The organism is Paenirhizobium selenitireducens ATCC BAA-1503 (assembly GCF_900492185.1).
Lineage (GTDB): Bacteria > Pseudomonadota > Alphaproteobacteria > Rhizobiales > Rhizobiaceae > Allorhizobium > Allorhizobium selenitireducens_A.
This window is the reverse complement of record NZ_UEYP01000015.1, coordinates 1-15,132: the sequence shown is the minus strand read 5'-3', so window position 1 is coordinate 15,132 and position 15,132 is coordinate 1. Positions and strand designations below refer to the sequence as shown.

The 15,132-nt window shown below is 63.2% G+C and carries 17 protein-coding genes and 1 pseudogene; 10 read left to right on the top strand and 8 right to left on the bottom strand.

Going from position 1 to position 15,132, the window contains the following annotated elements:
• The first annotated feature begins 93 nt into the window (after positions 1–93).
• Positions 94–2,949, top strand: coding sequence for an Rne/Rng family ribonuclease (locus RHIZ70P_RS18955; protein WP_115672041.1), 2,856 nt, complete (start codon positions 94–96; stop codon positions 2,947–2,949).
• A gap of 128 nt (positions 2,950–3,077) precedes the next feature.
• Here the strand turns inward: RHIZ70P_RS18955 and RHIZ70P_RS18950 are convergent, their stop codons facing one another.
• On the bottom strand, positions 3,078–4,247 hold the full coding sequence (locus RHIZ70P_RS18950; RefSeq protein ID WP_115672098.1) for a pyridoxal phosphate-dependent aminotransferase: 1,170 nt from the start codon (positions 4,245–4,247) through the stop codon (positions 3,078–3,080).
• 204 nt (positions 4,248–4,451) lie between these two features.
• Between RHIZ70P_RS18950 and RHIZ70P_RS18945 the strand changes: the two genes are divergently transcribed.
• The 5 genes from RHIZ70P_RS18945 to aat all read left to right on the top strand — a co-directional run bounded on the left by RHIZ70P_RS18945 (position 4,452) and on the right by aat (position 8,251).
• Entirely contained in the window at positions 4,452–5,213 is a 762-nt protein-coding gene (locus RHIZ70P_RS18945) for a DsbA family protein (RefSeq protein ID WP_115672040.1), read from the top strand.
• Between the two features lie 129 nt (positions 5,214–5,342).
• Complete coding sequence (gene aroQ, locus RHIZ70P_RS18940; RefSeq protein ID WP_115672039.1) at positions 5,343–5,780, top strand: type II 3-dehydroquinate dehydratase; 438 nt, start codon at positions 5,343–5,345, stop codon at positions 5,778–5,780.
• A gap of 22 nt (positions 5,781–5,802) precedes the next feature.
• Positions 5,803–6,273, top strand: coding sequence for an acetyl-CoA carboxylase biotin carboxyl carrier protein (gene accB / locus RHIZ70P_RS18935; protein ID WP_115672038.1), 471 nt, complete (start codon positions 5,803–5,805; stop codon positions 6,271–6,273).
• Positions 6,274–6,277: 4 nt separating this feature from the next.
• Complete coding sequence (accC, locus tag RHIZ70P_RS18930) at positions 6,278–7,624, top strand: acetyl-CoA carboxylase biotin carboxylase subunit (RefSeq protein ID WP_115672037.1); 1,347 nt, start codon at positions 6,278–6,280, stop codon at positions 7,622–7,624.
• 12 nt (positions 7,625–7,636) lie between these two features.
• On the top strand, positions 7,637–8,251 hold the full coding sequence (aat, locus tag RHIZ70P_RS18925) for a leucyl/phenylalanyl-tRNA--protein transferase (RefSeq protein ID WP_115672036.1): 615 nt from the start codon (positions 7,637–7,639) through the stop codon (positions 8,249–8,251).
• A gap of 40 nt (positions 8,252–8,291) precedes the next feature.
• On the opposite strand, the gene RHIZ70P_RS18920 is transcribed toward aat, so the two are convergent.
• From RHIZ70P_RS18920 to RHIZ70P_RS18905, 4 genes and pseudogenes are all read right to left on the bottom strand, one after another.
• On the bottom strand, positions 8,292–8,531 hold the full coding sequence (locus RHIZ70P_RS18920) for a hypothetical protein (protein ID WP_115672035.1): 240 nt from the start codon (positions 8,529–8,531) through the stop codon (positions 8,292–8,294).
• 513 nt (positions 8,532–9,044) lie between these two features.
• Positions 9,045–9,425, bottom strand: a pseudogene (locus RHIZ70P_RS23310) (DUF2155 domain-containing protein); the annotation flags it as partial.
• A 136-nt stretch (positions 9,426–9,561) separates the two neighbouring features.
• Positions 9,562–9,960 (bottom strand): NADH:ubiquinone oxidoreductase subunit NDUFA12, encoded by a 399-nt coding sequence (locus tag RHIZ70P_RS18910; RefSeq protein ID WP_115672034.1) that lies wholly within the window; start codon positions 9,958–9,960, stop codon positions 9,562–9,564.
• Between the two features lie 104 nt (positions 9,961–10,064).
• Entirely contained in the window at positions 10,065–10,532 is a 468-nt protein-coding gene (locus RHIZ70P_RS18905; RefSeq protein ID WP_115672033.1) for a GNAT family N-acetyltransferase, read from the bottom strand.
• 57 nt (positions 10,533–10,589) lie between these two features.
• On the opposite strand from RHIZ70P_RS18905, the gene RHIZ70P_RS18900 reads away from it, so the two are divergent.
• Positions 10,590–11,027 (top strand): hypothetical protein, encoded by a 438-nt coding sequence (locus tag RHIZ70P_RS18900; protein ID WP_115672096.1) that lies wholly within the window; start codon positions 10,590–10,592, stop codon positions 11,025–11,027.
• 27 nt (positions 11,028–11,054) lie between these two features.
• Here the strand turns inward: RHIZ70P_RS18900 and RHIZ70P_RS18895 are convergent, their stop codons facing one another.
• Both RHIZ70P_RS18895 and gatB read right to left on the bottom strand, forming a co-directional pair.
• Complete coding sequence (locus RHIZ70P_RS18895; RefSeq protein WP_115672032.1) at positions 11,055–11,552, bottom strand: GNAT family N-acetyltransferase; 498 nt, start codon at positions 11,550–11,552, stop codon at positions 11,055–11,057.
• Positions 11,553–11,556: 4 nt separating this feature from the next.
• On the bottom strand, positions 11,557–13,062 hold the full coding sequence (gene gatB / locus RHIZ70P_RS18890) for an Asp-tRNA(Asn)/Glu-tRNA(Gln) amidotransferase subunit GatB (protein ID WP_115672031.1): 1,506 nt from the start codon (positions 13,060–13,062) through the stop codon (positions 11,557–11,559).
• 138 nt (positions 13,063–13,200) lie between these two features.
• Here gatB and RHIZ70P_RS18885 point away from each other — a divergent pair, with 138 nt between their 5' ends.
• The gene (locus RHIZ70P_RS18885) at positions 13,201–13,533 is read left to right on the top strand and encodes a DUF1294 domain-containing protein (protein WP_115672030.1); all 333 of its coding nucleotides are present in this window, start codon (positions 13,201–13,203) and stop codon (positions 13,531–13,533) included.
• On the opposite strand, the gene RHIZ70P_RS18880 is transcribed toward RHIZ70P_RS18885, so the two are convergent.
• On the bottom strand, positions 13,530–14,039 hold the full coding sequence (locus RHIZ70P_RS18880) for a GNAT family N-acetyltransferase (protein ID WP_115672029.1): 510 nt from the start codon (positions 14,037–14,039) through the stop codon (positions 13,530–13,532). The genes RHIZ70P_RS18885 and RHIZ70P_RS18880 overlap by 4 nt on opposite strands.
• Before the next feature lie 427 nt (positions 14,040–14,466).
• Here RHIZ70P_RS18880 and RHIZ70P_RS18875 point away from each other — a divergent pair, with 427 nt between their 5' ends.
• Together RHIZ70P_RS18875 and RHIZ70P_RS18870 are read left to right on the top strand one after the other, a co-directional pair.
• Entirely contained in the window at positions 14,467–14,724 is a 258-nt protein-coding gene (locus RHIZ70P_RS18875; RefSeq protein WP_115672028.1) for a YjhX family toxin, read from the top strand.
• Positions 14,725–14,966: 242 nt separating this feature from the next.
• Positions 14,967–15,132 (top strand): transposase (locus tag RHIZ70P_RS18870; protein ID WP_147294007.1); only part of this gene is annotated, 166 nt, incomplete at its 3' end.

Below are 15,132 nucleotides of genomic sequence, written 5' to 3'. Positions count from 1 at the left end.
TATATCCGGCGCCAAGCCCCCAAGGCATCACCCGCACCAGAGTACAGCGAGCGAGTGACCCCCTTCCCGGCGGCGCCGAGGAGCACAGCTTAAATGGCAGACAGAATGTTGATCGACGCGTCTCACGAAGAAGAGACGCGGGTTGTCGTCGTACGCGGTAACCGCATCGAAGAATTCGATTTCGAGTCCCAGCACAAGAAGCAGATACGGGGCAATATCTATCTGGCGAAGGTGACACGCGTCGAACCTTCGCTACAGGCGGCCTTCGTCGACTATGGCGGCAATCGCCACGGTTTCCTGGCCTTCGCCGAAATCCACCCCGACTACTACCAGATCCCCTATGCCGACCGGCAGGCGTTGTTGAACGCCGAAGCCGAAGAACACCGGCGCGAAGACGAATCGGACGGCGACGAGGCGCCCGCCTCGGATCTGGCCTCACAAGAACAGCCCGACGTCGGCATCGTGCCGGTCGAAACCGTTGAACCGGAAGCTGAAGCTGAAGTTTCGGCCGAAGTTGTGGCCGACGAGGCAGCCGCCGCCGAAGAGGCCCCCAAGGCCAAGCCGAAGCGCACCCGCAAGCCGCGCGCCAAAAAAACCACCGAGACCGAGGAACAGGTCTCCGAGGCCGCCGAGGCCATCGAGGACGACGGCAAGGGCGACATGGCCGCCCTGTTCGAGACCGACGACGAGATCTCCGAAGATGCCGGCGGACGCCGCGGCCGCGACGACGATTTCGACGACGACGATGACGACCACATCGAGGAGAAGGAAGAAATCGAATCCGTCGGCGCCGAAGACGCCATGGAAGAGGTTCCGGACCGGATCGTGCGCAAGCCGCGCAAGCAGTACCGCATCCAGGAAGTGATCAAGCGGCGCCAGATCCTGCTGGTGCAGGTCGCCAAGGAAGAGCGCGGTAACAAGGGCGCGGCGCTGACCACCTACCTGTCGCTCGCCGGCCGCTATTCGGTGCTGATGCCGAACACGGCGCGTGGCGGCGGCATTTCCCGCAAGATCACCCAGCCGACCGACCGCAAGCGGCTGAAGGAAATCGCCCGCGGTCTCGAAGTGCCGCAGGGCATGGGCGTGATCCTGCGCACCGCCGGCGCCAACCGCACCAAGGTTGAGATCAAGCGCGACTTCGAATACCTCATGCGCCTGTGGGAAAACGTGCGGACGCTCACGCTCAGCTCGACTGCGCCCTGCCTGGTCTATGAGGAAGGCTCGCTGATCAAGCGCTCGATCCGCGACCTCTACAACAAGGACATTTCCGAGATCGTCGTCGCCGGCGAGGAAGGCTATCGCGAAGCGAAAGACTTCATGAAGATGCTGATGCCGAGCCACGCCAAGGTGGTTCAGCCCTATCGCGACCTGCACCCGATCTTCTCGCGCTCCGGCATCGAAGGCCAGCTCGACAAGATGCTGCAGCCGCAGGTGACGCTGAAATCCGGCGGCTACATCATCATCAACCAGACCGAAGCGCTGGTGGCGATCGACGTCAACTCCGGCCGCTCGACCCGCGAATACTCGATCGAGGACACCGCGCTCCAGACCAATCTCGAAGCGGCGGAAGAAGTGGCCCGCCAGCTGCGCCTGCGCGACCTTGCCGGCCTGATCGTCATCGACTTCATCGACATGGAAGAAAAGCGCAACAACCGCGCCGTCGAGAAGAAGCTGAAGGACTGCCTGAAGAACGATCGCGCCCGCATCCAGGTCGGCCGGATCTCGCATTTCGGCCTCCTGGAAATGTCGCGCCAGCGCATTCGCGCCTCCGTCCTGGAATCGACGACCCAGCTCTGCCCGCATTGCGGCGGAACGGGCCTCATCCGCTCGCAGTCGTCGGTCGCCCTGCATGTCCTGCGCGGCATCGAAGAATATCTGCTGAAGAACACGACGCACGACATCACGGTTCGCACCACGCCGGAGACGGCGCTCTATATCTTGAACCAGAAGCGCGGCACGATTGTCGATTACGAGCACCGCTTCGGCGTCGCGATCACCATCGACAGCGACGACTCGGTCGGCGCCCAGCACTTCGGTATCGATCGTGGCGAGGCGGTTGCCAATCCGGTGAAGATCGAGAGCCTCATGCAGCTTCTGCCGGCGATCGAGGAGGACGACTACGTCCCCGAACCGGAGGAAGAGGACGAAGAGGAAGAGATCATCGCAGCCGCACCGGCCGCGCAGCCCGCGGCTTCGGCCAATAGCGACGAGCAGAACCGCAAGCGCAAGCGCCGCCGCCGCCGCCGGGGCAAGAACGGCCAGCCCGGCAACGGCGCTCAGGCCGGCGCCGAGGGCGAGATGGAGGGCGACGAAGACGACGGTGAAGAGGGCGACGAAGACGGCGCCGTCGAGACCGCCGGCGAGGCCCGCGAGCAGGACGAAACCGTCGGCGAAGACGGCCAGAAGCGCAAGCGCCGCCGCCGCGGCAAGCGCGGCGGTCGCCGTAGCCGTCCGGGCGAAGAGGGTCTGGAAAACGGCGCCGAAGGATCGGCCGAAGGTGACGATGGCGAAAGCAACGATAGCGATACCGAAGCCGCGCTGATCGAGGAGATCGCCGAACAGGCCGTCGCCGAAGAGCCGGCAGCCATGACGGCGATCGAATCCGCCGAGGAGGTGGTCCAGCCGAAGCCGCGCCGCAGCCGCAAGGCCAAGGTCGTCGCTTCTCCCGTCGAGGAGCCCGTGATTGCAGCCGAGCCGGTCGCCGTGGCAGAAGCCGAGGTCGAGGCGCCCGTTGCCGTGGAGCCCGTTGCGGAAGACGCGGCGGCACCTGCCGAGGCCGAAGCGGTGGTGGAAGCCCCCGAGGAGGCGAAGCCCGCCCGCGCCAATCGCCAATCCAACGTCACCTCCTCCGAACCGGTGGTGACCTCGGTCAAGGCCACGACGGACGGCGACGATGAACCGACCAAGCCGAAAAAGGGCGGCTGGTGGCAGAAGCGCGGCTTCTTCTGAGAAGCGCATCGCCATCGCTGAAATCAAAAGGGCCGCGTTCGACGCGGCCCTCTTCGTTTGCGGTCATCGTTCAGAGAGTGATTCAAGCGCTTCGCGATCCGATTCCGCCTGCGCGCATAACCATCTGATCAGATTGCAATTTCGGGAAGCCAGGCAGCCATCCTGTCGGTCGCTTCGACCATCTCGGCATAGGTCCCGGCATAGGAAATGCGCAGCGCGCCATGGCCGTCGAGCGGATCGAAATCCATTCCGGGCGTCGCCGCCACGTCGATCTCGGCAAGCATCCGCCGGGCAAATGCCATGCTGTCATTGGTATAGCGGGTGACATCCACATAGGCGTAGAACGCGCCGTCCATCGGCGAGAGAAGCGGCAGGTCCAGTTCCGGCAGGCGCGCCATCAGGAAGTCACGGTTCCTCCGGCAGCTCGCCTTGTAGTGCTCCAGTTCCTGTTCGGCGCCGAGTGCGGCGATCGCTGCGATCTGCGACAGTTCGGGTGCGGAAATGTAGAGGCTCTGCGCAAGACATTCGAGCGGCCTGACGATATGGTCGGGCACCACCATCCAGCCGATACGCCAGCCGGTCATGCAATAATACTTGGAGAAGGAATTGATGACGATCGCCTCATCGCCGATTTCCAGCGCGGTCGCCTCCTCGCCGGCATAGGTCAAGCCATGATAGATCTCGTCGGAGATCAGCGTGATCCCCTGCCCCTGGCAATAGTCATAGACCGCCTTCAACTGGGCGCGGCCCGTCACCGTGCCGGTCGGGTTGGCGGGGCTCGCCAGCAGAACGCCCTTCAGGCGCACGCCTTCCCTCGCCTGGGCGGCTTCGAGGCTTTCCGGCGTGAGCGTGAAGTGTGTCTCGGCATTGACGGGCACTTCAATCACCTTGAGACCCAGCGCCGAGAGGATGGCGCGATAGGCCGGATAGCCGGGCCTGGCTATCGCCACGGCGTCGCCGGCGTCGAACAGGGCCAGGAAGGCCAGATTGAAGCCGGCCGAGGAACCGGTGGTGACCACGACGCGGGCCGGATCCACGGCCACACCGTGGCGCCGGCGATAATAGTCGGCGAGCTTGGCCCGAAGCTCGGCAAGACCAAGCGCGTCGGTATACCCGATCCGGCCGTGACCGAGCGCTTCGCGCGCCGCGGCAAGTGCCGCCTGCGGCGCCGGGTGGCCGGGTTGGCCGACAGCCATCGAGATCACCGGTCTCCCGGCATTGCGCCGTCTGGTCGCCTCCGCCAGAAGATCCATGGCATGAAAGGGTTCGACTGCGCTGCGTCTTGAAAGGGAAACCACGAACAACTTACTCCGGTCGATGAGGGCGCCCGACAATTGCCGTATTATTCAAGTCTTCACAATGGCGAGAGCGTTCCGCTGCGGCCATTTTTCCAATTCCACTTGCCGTTCGCTGCCGATACGCTACAGCAAATCAACGGTTTCGGATGGACCCCGTCATCCGCACGACATCCGCCATGGCGGACAATATGCAAGAGGAAAGACATGGCCTTGAATTTCAGGAAGCTTGCCGCGACCGCCCTCGTGCTCCTGCCGGTGGCCCTGCCCACCGCGGCCGGCGCGCTGGACGATGCGCAGAAGAAGGAGTTCGGCGCGTTCATCAAGGAATACCTGATCGCCAATCCGGAGATCATGCTCGATGTCCAGGATGCGCTCGAGAAGAAGCAGCAGGATGCACGCCTGCAGCAGGCTTCGGCGGCGGTGAAGGACAATCAGGAGGCACTCTTTGCCTCGAAGCATGACATCGCGCTCGGCAACCCCAATGGCGACGTAACCATCGTCGAGTTCTTCGACTATAATTGCGGCTATTGCAAGCGCGCCCTGTCCGACATGGACGAGATCATCGCCAAGGACAAGAATGTTCGCTTCGTGCTCAAGGAGTTCCCGATCCTCGGCCCCGAGTCGGAGGCCGCCCACAAGGTGTCGGACGCCTTCCGCAAGATCGCCCCTGAGAAATACGGCGACTTCCACCGCGCCCTGATGACCGCCGAAGGCCGCCACGGCGAGGAGAGCGCGATCGAGGTTGCGACATCGCTTGGCGTCAGCGAAGAACAGATCCGCAAGATGATGACCGAAAACCCCAATGACGCTTCGGTCAAGGAAGCCTATCAACTGGCCACCAGCCTCGGCATCACCGGGACGCCATCCTATATCGTCGGCAATGAGGCAATGTTCGGAGCGATCGGCTCCGAGGCGATCGAGCAGAAACTGGCGAACGTCCGCAAGTGCGGCGAGGCGACCTGCTGAGCATCCGGCACGCCGCGCTTAACCTTCCCGCCATTTTCCGGGGAACGATCAATGCCCGAGGCCGCAAGGGGCTTTCCCTTGCGGCCTCGCCGGTCTATAGGAGGCGGTTGAAAGTCGACGGAACCGCAGATGAGCAACACAATTTTCGTCCTGAACGGCCCTAATCTCAACATGCTGGGAAAGCGTGAACCGGGGATATACGGCGGCAAGACACTTGCGGACATCGAAGCCGAGTGCAAGGCCGCCGGGGCGGATCTGGGGCTCTCGGTGGATTTCCGCCAATCCAATCACGAAGGCTTGCTGGTCGACTGGCTGCATGAAGCGAGCGACAAGGCGGCCGGCGTGGCGATCAATGCCGGTGCCTACACGCATACCTCCGTCGCGCTGCACGATGCGATCCGCGCCATCGGCATCCCGGTTGTCGAGGTGCATATTTCCAACATTCATGCGCGGGAGCAATTCCGCCATAAATCGATGATAGCGCCCGCGACCAAAGGCATGATCTGCGGCTTCGGCCCGCAAAGCTACATCCTGGCGCTCCATGCGCTGAAGACCCTCACGCAATAACAAGAATACAGGACCCCTTTCCATGGCTGACAAGAAATCGGGAATCGATCAGGCGCTGATCCGTGATCTGGCGAACATCCTCAACGACACGGACCTCAGCGAGATCGAGGTCGAGCAGGACGACATTCGCATCCGCGTCTCGCGCGCCGCGCCGCAGATGATGGCGATGCCGCAAATGGCTTATCAGCAGTTCGCCGCCCCGGCACCGGTCGCAGCGCCGGCGGCTCCGGTCGTGTCCGCGGAACCTGTCCGCAATCTCGCCAATGCCCTGACCGCGCCGATGGTCGGCACCGTCTATCTCGCCCCTGCCCCGGGTGCCCGTCCCTTCGTCGAGGTCGGCTCGATCGTCAAGGAAGGCCAAACGCTTCTGATCATCGAAGCGATGAAGACAATGAACCAGATCCCGGCGCCGCGTTCCGGCAAGGTCGTCGAAATCATCGTCGAAGACGGTCGCCCGGTCGAGTACGGCGAGCCCCTGATCGTCATCGAGTAAGCCGATGACCATTTCAAAGATCCTCATCGCAAATCGCGGCGAAATCGCGCTCCGGGTGCTTCGCGCCTGCAAGGAGCTCGGCATCGCCACCGTTGCCGTGCACTCGACGGCTGACGCCGACGCGATGCATGTGCGCCTCGCCGACGAAAGTGTCTGCATCGGCCCGCCGCCGTCGCGCGACAGCTATCTCAATATCCACCAGATCGTCGCGGCCTGCGAAATCACCGGGGCGGATGCCGTCCATCCCGGTTACGGCTTCCTGTCGGAAAACGCCAAGTTCGCCGACATCCTCGACGCCCACGGCATCACCTTCATCGGGCCGACCGCCGAGCATATCCGCCTGATGGGCGACAAGATCACCGCCAAGAAGACCGCCGTCGAACTCGGCATTCCGGTCGTTCCGGGCTCCGCCGGCGAAGTTCTGCCTGAGAATGCGCTGGAGATCGCCCGGGAAATCGGTTTTCCTGTCCTGATCAAGGCGACAGCCGGTGGCGGTGGCCGCGGTATGAAGGTCGCAAAGACCGAAGCCGAGCTCGAGGAAGCCGTCTCCACGGCCCGCTCCGAGGCGCTGGCGGCATTCGGCAACGACGCCGTCTACATGGAAAAATATCTCGGCAAGCCTCGCCATATCGAAGTGCAGGTGGTCGGCGACGGCGCCGGGAATGCGATCCACCTCGGCGAACGCGACTGCTCGCTGCAGCGCCGCCACCAGAAGGTCTGGGAAGAGGCCAACTCCCCTGCCCTCAACGTCGAGCAGCGGATGAAGATCGGCCAGATCTGCGCCGACGCGATGAAAAAGATGAAGTACCGGGGCGCCGGCACGATCGAATTCCTCTACGAGAACGGCGAGTTCTATTTCATCGAAATGAACACCCGCCTGCAGGTCGAGCATCCGATCACGGAGGCCATTACCGGCATCGACCTGGTGCACGAGCAGATCCGCGTCGCCTCCGGCGCCGGCCTGTCGGTCACGCAGGACGAGATCACGTTTTCCGGCCACGCCATCGAATGCCGCATCAATGCCGAGGATCCGCGCACCTTCGTTCCCTCGCCGGGTACGATCACGCATTTCCACGCGCCGGGCGGCCTTGGCGTTCGCGTCGACAGTGGCGCCTATGCCGGCTACAAGATCCCGCCCTACTACGACAGCCTGATCGGCAAGCTGATCGTGCACGGCCGCACGCGCGTCGAATGCATGATGCGCCTTCGCCGCGTGCTCGACGAGTTCGTCGTCGACGGCATCAAGACGACGCTGCCGCTGTTCCAGGATCTGGTGGCCAACCAGGACATCGCCAATGGCGACTACGACATCCACTGGCTGGAAGACTACCTGGCCAGGACTGCGCCGTGAGGTGAGACAGACATGGCAGGGCGCCGCAGCAGGGACCAGAGGATAACCCCGGAACTCCTGCTGCGCGCCTATTCCATCGGGCTCTTCCCGATGTCGGATGCCGCAGACGACCCGGAAATCTTCTGGGTCGAGCCGGAAATGCGCGGCATCCTGCCGCTCGACGCCTTCCATATTTCCAAGAGCCTCGCCAAGGCGGTGCGCAAGAAGCCCTTCGACATCCGCTTCGACACCGCCTTCGACGCAGTGGTCGAGAAGTGTGCCGAGGAAGCCGAAGACCGGCCGAGCACCTGGATCAACGACACCATCAAGGAACTCTACGGGGCGCTGCACAAGCTGGGCCACGCCCACTCGGTCGAGGCCTGGGAGGGCGAGGCGCTGGTCGGCGGGCTCTACGGCGTTTCGCTCGGCTCGGCCTTCTTCGGCGAAAGCATGTTTTCGCGGCGCACCAATGCCTCGAAGATCTGCCTTGTGCATCTGGTCGAACGAGTGAAGATGCGCGGCTTCACCCTGCTCGACACGCAGTTCACCACCGAGCACCTCAAGACCTTCGGCGCCATCGACGTTCCCAAGCAGGACTATCTGAAACTGCTCGACAAGGCGGTCGACAGTGCAACGCTGCCGTTCTGAACCCCATCCTCAGGCGACCGACAAGATCCGCAATGCCGGCTCAGGCGGCGTTGAGATCGGCGGTTTCGCCGAACTGGATCAGCAGGCGCGGGCTCGTCATGTCGCCGCTCTCCTCGTCCACCTGCACCGAATAGGCCGCGACGCCGATATGGCGCGCCGACATGGCGGTGGCGATCTTCTCGGCGGCAGCGGCGTTGGAGGCCTGGCGCATCTCGCCCGGAACCAGATTGCCGCGGTTCTTCTTGAACGGCAAGACGATGAACTTTTCAGAAAGGGCCATGATCGCAACTCCTGTTCGTTCCCTGATTGTTCCCATTGAGAGACAATGTCAAGCGGCGCATCTCCTTGCGTCGTGCGGATGAACCGAATTGCGAAGATAAGTACTTGGATTGGTTTTGCGCGCTTGCTTGAGAAGGCAGCGGCGGCACCGCATCACCCTTCGTCCACTTGAGCCGTTTGCCTCAGGACGTCAGAACAGTCCGACACTTCCCGGTGGCGTCACCGCTGCCGGCGGTACAGGCTGCCCCTGCGGCACTTCCTCCCCGCCTGGGGGCAAGTCGAGGGGCGGCACGCTGTCGCCGGTTACATCATCCGGTATCTCTTGCGGCGCATCGAGCGGGGGGGCGGCAACCGGGGCGGTCTCGGCAGGCAACGTACCACCCTGCTCACCCGCCGGCTGCGGCTGCGTGCCTGCGGCAGGCTGCTGCTGCCCTTGGACTGGCTGCTGCGTCTCCGCGGCCTTCTGGGCCTCGCTGGCGGGGACCGGAGCCGGGTGAGCAGCCTTGACGCCCTTTGGAGCCGGAACATCGGAGGTCTGCTTGCAGCCGGTCAGCCAGACGTCATAGATCGCATGCTCGACGGCATTCAGCGCCGGGCTGTCAGCGAACATCCAGCCGGAAAAAATGCGACGGATCTTGCGGTCGAGGGTGATCTCGTCGACCTCGACGAAGGCGTCGATCTTCTGCGCCTCGCTCTCGTCTCGGGAATAGCAGACCTTCGGCGTGACCTGCAGGGCGCCGAACTGCACCGTCTCGTCGATGTAGACATCAAAGGAGGTAATGCGGCCGGTGATCTTGTCGATGCCGGCGAACTCGGCGACCGGGTTGGAGATCCGCTCGGCCAAGGCCGGGCCAACGCTCCCCAAGGTGCCGATGGATGCGGCCAAGGCCGCCATGCCCATCACAGCCAGGGTTGAGCCACGCCCGATACGCTTCATGTCTGCCATTCTCCAGCCTTCGAATATGCGGGTGCCGCGATCAGAGCGGCCTCCACACAGAGGCCCTAGAACCGAATTGTGGCCAAATCCGGTGTCAGTTGCCGGGGGTCCAGGCGTCATAGTCGCCGGTGACGCGCGGACGCTCGCCGGCAACGGCGATCGAACCCTGGGGACGATAGGCATTCGCCGTGCCGGTGGCATTGGCGCGGTGCGGTTTCTGCCATTCCGCGGCCTTGTAGTCTTCCTTGGATGGCGGAACGTCGGTGCGGTAATGCATCCAGCCATGCCAGCCGGCCGGAATGGTCGAGGCGTCGGCATAGCCCTTGTAGATGACCCAGCGGCGCGGCAGTCCGAAGGTGGTGGTGCCGCCCTCGTAATATATGTTGCCGAACTGGTCTTCGCCGACCTTCGTGCCCTTGCGCCAGGTGAAGAAACGCGTGCCCATGGTCTGACCGTTCCACCAGGTGAAAAGTTCCAACAGAAGCTGCTTCATATCTCGTCCTTGGCTCCGGGCCTTGTCGACCACCGGCTTGTCATCGTTCTCCGCTTATGCCGCCTCGATGGGCGATTGTCCAGTGATTCGCCGTGTCGCAGGACTCATTTCAGCTTGTACTTGAAGCCGAAATGGCTCTTGGCGAATCCGAGCCGTTCGTAGAAGCGATGCGCATCGGTGCGGGCGGCATTCGAGGTCAATTGTACCTGGCGCAGACCGAGCCGCCTTGCCTCTTCCAGGCAGAAGCCGATCATCTGGCCGCCGATGCCGCGGCCCCGCATATCGGGCCGCGTCTGTACCGCTTCGACGATCATCGAGGTTGCGCCACGCCCGGTCAGGGTGGTGGTGAGGAGCGTCTGGAACGTACCGACGATCTCCCCGTCGCACTCGGCGACATAGAGGGTTTCGCGCGGCGCCTGCTCTAGGGTGCGGAAGGCATGCAGATAGTCTGCACGCGCGGCTTCGTCGGTCGTGTCGCCATGGCCGCCGATATCGTCCGAGGCGAGGATCGCAACGACTGCCGCGACGTCCTGCTCGCGAGCCTTCCTGATGGTGATCGCCGACCCTTGCATATTCTTCCCTTCCGCGCGTTACTGATGCCGAGGTTATGGAGAATGCAGGAGGGCCGCATGACAGTGAGAGGGTTTTGCACGCTTATTTTCGTGTTCGCGCTCACGGCGACGGGTGTGATCGCAGAGGAAGGCGGGCGCCAAGGCATCGCCTTCGTCCAGGCACCGGAGATGTCCAGCGGGGTGTGCACCGGCAAGGATGCCGCCACCGCCTTCGACTGCGCGAAGAAGCAATGCGTCGACGGCGGCGGAACGGACGAGGACTGCCTGGAACAGGCCTATTGCTTCCCGGCACGCTTCAGCGTCGACGTCGTGATGCAGTCGTCGGAAGGGCCGCACTGGCACGAATATTACTGCGGCTGGGACACCAAGGAACTGGCGCTCGCCGCGGCAAAGATTGCCTGCGACAACATCAAGCGGCCCTATCTGATCGAGTGCACGCCGGTTCTGATCTATGACGAGGACGGCAGGTCGGAAGAAGTCGAGATGGACAACTGAGGCCGGGCCGGCTCAAAAGGGCATTGCTCAACCAAGCCGCTTTTCCATGACGATGGCCGGCAGACCGCTGTCCGGCCCGCCACAGCTCGTCGTGCGGTCGACCTCGACGAAACCGTGTTCCTGATAGAAGGCGACCGCCGCCGTGTTGCGCGGCTCGACCTCGAGCCGCATGATCTCGGCATCGGGAAAGCAGGTTTCCAGTTCGGCGAAGAGATCCCTGCCGATGCCCATGCGCTGGCACGAAGGCCGGACGTAGAGCTGGTGCAGGAAGGCGGTCTTGGCCATCTTCGTTGACATGGCCGCATAGGCCATGCCGCCGAGCTGGCGTCCATCGTCCGCCACGAGGAACTCGCCGCCCTTCTTCTCGATCCGTGTCTTGAGGGCCGGGATCGAGTGCCAGGCATCCACCAGTTCGCGCACCTTCGCCTCACCGTAGAGCGGGTCATAGGTGGCGTGAAAAGTCTCCGACAGCAGGGCGCGGAGAGCATCCGCGTCCTTGAGGCTGGCGGTGCGGACGAAGAACAAGACCTTATTCCTCGACGATGCCGAGCTTGGCCTTGACCAGCGCCTGGACGGCCTGGGGGTTGGCCTTGCCGCCGGTCGCCTTCATCACCTGGCCGACGAACCAGCCGGCAAGCGTCGGCTTGGCCAGCACCTTGGCGACCTGGTCGGGGTTGGCGGCGATGATCTCGTCGACGGCCTTCTCGATGGCACCGGTGTCGGTGACCTGCTTCATGCCGCGGCTCTCGACGATCTCGGCCGGGTCACCGCCCTCGTTGAAGACGATTTCGAACAGGTCCTTGGCGATCTTGCCGGAAATGGTCTCGGCCTTGATCAGATCGATGATGCCGCCCAGCTGGGCGGGCGAAACCGGAGTATCTTCAATGGCTTTTCCGGCTTTGTTCAAAGCGCCCAGCAAGTCGTTGATAACCCAGTTGGCGGCCGTCTTGCCGTCGCGGCCTTCGGCCACGGCCTCGAAATAGTCGGCGATCGCCTTTTCCGAAACCAGCACGGAGGCGTCGTAGACCGAGAGGCCGAGTTCGCGCACGAAACGAGCCTTCTTGTCGTCGGGCAGTTCCGGCAGGTCCTTCTTCAGCGCCTCGATGAAGGCGTCGTCGAATTCGAGCGGCAACAGGTCCGGATCGGGGAAATAGCGATAGTCATGCGCGTCTTCCTTGGAGCGCATCGAGCGCGTCTCGCCCTTGCCCGGATCGAAGAGACGGGTCTCCTGGTCGATGACGCCGCCGTCCTCGAGGATGGCGATCTGGCGACGGGCCTCGTATTCGATGGCCTGACCGATGAAGCGGATCGAGTTGACGTTCTTGATCTCGCAGCGCGTGCCGAACTCGCCGCCGGGCTTGCGCACGGAGACGTTGACGTCGGCGCGCATCGAGCCCTCGTCCATGTTACCGTCGCAGGTGCCGAGATAGCGCACGATCGAGCGCAGCTTGGTCATATAGGCCTTGGCCTCGTCGGAAGAGCGCATGTCGGGCTTGGAGACGATTTCCATCAGCGCGACGCCGGAGCGGTTGAGGTCGACATAGGACATGGTCGGATGCTGGTCATGCATCGACTTGCCGGCATCCTGCTCCAGATGCAGGCGCTCGATGCCGATCTCGATGTCCTCGAAATTGCCCTGGCGGTCGGGACCGAGCGAGATGATGATCTTGCCCTCGCCGACGATCGGTTCCTTGAACTGCGAAATCTGGTAGCCCTGCGGCAGGTCGGGATAGAAATAGTTCTTACGGTCGAAGATCGAGCGCTTGTTGATCTGGGCTTTCAGGCCAAGACCGGTGCGCACGGCCTGGGCCACGCATTCCTCGTTGATGACGGGCAGCATGCCGGGCATGGCCGCATCGACCAGCGACACGTTGGCGTTCGGCGCATTGCCGAAGGTCGTCGACGCGCCCGAAAACAGCTTGGAATTGCTCGTCACCTGGGCGTGGACTTCCATGCCGATGACGATCTCCCAGTCACCGGTAGCGCCGGGGATGAAGCGTTTCGGATCGGGCGTGCGGGTGTCAACAAGGGTCATCGGCTGCTCGTGTCATGCGTGGATTTCTCAAGCCCGTGAGGTAGAACAAATGCGGCGGTGGCGCAAGGCTTGTGCGGTTCGCGCCGAAGGCTCCGGCTGCTTGCAAAGCGTTAAACGACAGCCGCTAGGGTGGTGCGCATGACCTCTGCAAACCTGCCCATCCTGGTGGCGATCGCCGCGCTCTACAACCTCGTCGTCTTCGGCGTCTACGCCTACGACAAGGCGGCGGCGCGCAACGGCGACTGGCGGGTGCGGGAATCCACCCTGCTCTGGCTCGCCCTGCTCGGCGGCGGCATCGGCGCCTTTCTCGGCCAGCGACTGCTGCGCCACAAGACGCGCAAGCCGCCCTTCCATGTGGTGCTGCCTGTCCTGTTCGTGCTGCAGGTGTTCCTCGGCCTCGCCACGCTTCTCGCCCCGGAGACAGCCCTTGCCGCCATCCGGGCCGGCGTTCTGGCGATTGCCGGGCGCTAGAATTCCTGGCCGTAGGCGGGAGCGACCGGCGCGGCCAGTTGCTTCGACAGGCCGACCGACTGCACGTCGCGATCAAGCTTGGGATTGTAGGCGATCGTCAGCCAGTGCACCGCATAGCCGTGCTTCTCGAAGAAGCGCACCGCCTCGTCGTTCTTGGCATGGGTCTGCAGACTGGCCTTGGTGAAGCCCTGGTGCAGGACCTCCTTCTCGATCTCCTCGAGCAGCGCCGCCCCTAAGCCCTGCCCCTGGAAATCCGGATCGATCCAGAAGTCGGTGATGTTCTCGTCGAGTTCCTCGCGCGCCGCCCAGCCGGCGGGCTGGCCGTTCAGCTCGATCACCGAGATCGTCAGCCATCCCGAGCGGGTGAAATTGAGAAAGGCGGACCGGGCGCCCTCGACCATGGCCTTCGTCTCGCCGACCGGGATCATCGCCTTTTCCCAGGCGCGGAAGCCGATGGCGGCCAGCAGTTCCGCTTCGTCGCGGCGGGCATTGCGTATGGTGATCATCGGCACCCCATCTTTCACCGATAGTAGACCATCGCGCCGCGGGATTTTCCAGCCTGCCGTCCGGCGCTCCTTGCCGGCCGTTTTTTCTCCAGTTTTTTCGGTCGGTTAGCTGCGGTCGTGGACATTGCGAGACCTTGCGCGAACACCGCCGCCGGTTGAGGCCAGGATGTGTCCGATTCGACACGGCGCCCGCCGATGACGTCCTGTCGCGGCATCGGGAGCTTGACCGGGAGGCCGGCCACGCCCATTTTCAAGCCGTAACCAATGGAGTTTGGATGTTCCGTCAGTCGGAGTCCCGGTAAAGGCCCCTGCCCGCGATCCTCATGATCCGCGCGCTTGGGCCCGAAAAAAGCGAAGCCCCGACGCCCTTGCGGCGCCGGTATCGTTTTTGTGCGCTCGCCCCAGAGCGCTTATCCGGATCGACACCATGGACATCTCCCGCGCCGAACAGCGCATCCTCCACCTGCTCGCCCAGGGCGGGCGCATCGAACTCACGCGTGATGAAAATCGAAAGATCGAGAAAATCCAGCTCTTCACCCGCGAAGGCTGGGTGTTCAGCGGCCTCGACGTCATCGCCTTCCGCAAGCTGAAGCAGAAGAAGGCGATCAGGTCTTCCGGCGGCCACCCCTACCGCATCACCGAACGCGGCCTGGTGCTGGTGAGGTCACAGCCGGACAACAGGTAAGAGGTTCTTCCTCGACCGTCGGACGCTGTTCCGGCGGTCAAATCAATCTGCAGGCGCAGTGGCGCTGTAGGTGCCGCGCCCCTCATAGCGCGCAAGGCCAAGCAGACAAAAGACACCACCTATTGTCGTGAAATTGCAGTAGCCTTCGCGAATGCAGTCCGGGATGTTTTGCTTAGCCTGACCTGAGACCCTGAACTTCCTCCAGAATTTGGTAGAGTCCGTCACATCAAGGAGACGGACGAATGAAGCGTTCACGGTTCACGGAAGAACAGATCATCGGGATATTGAAGGAGCAGGAGGCGGGCGCGAAGACAGTCGATGTCTGCCGCAAGCACGGCATCTCGGATGCAACCTTCTACAAGTACAAGGCGAAGTATGGCGGCATGGACGGTGAAGCGGAAAAGCAAA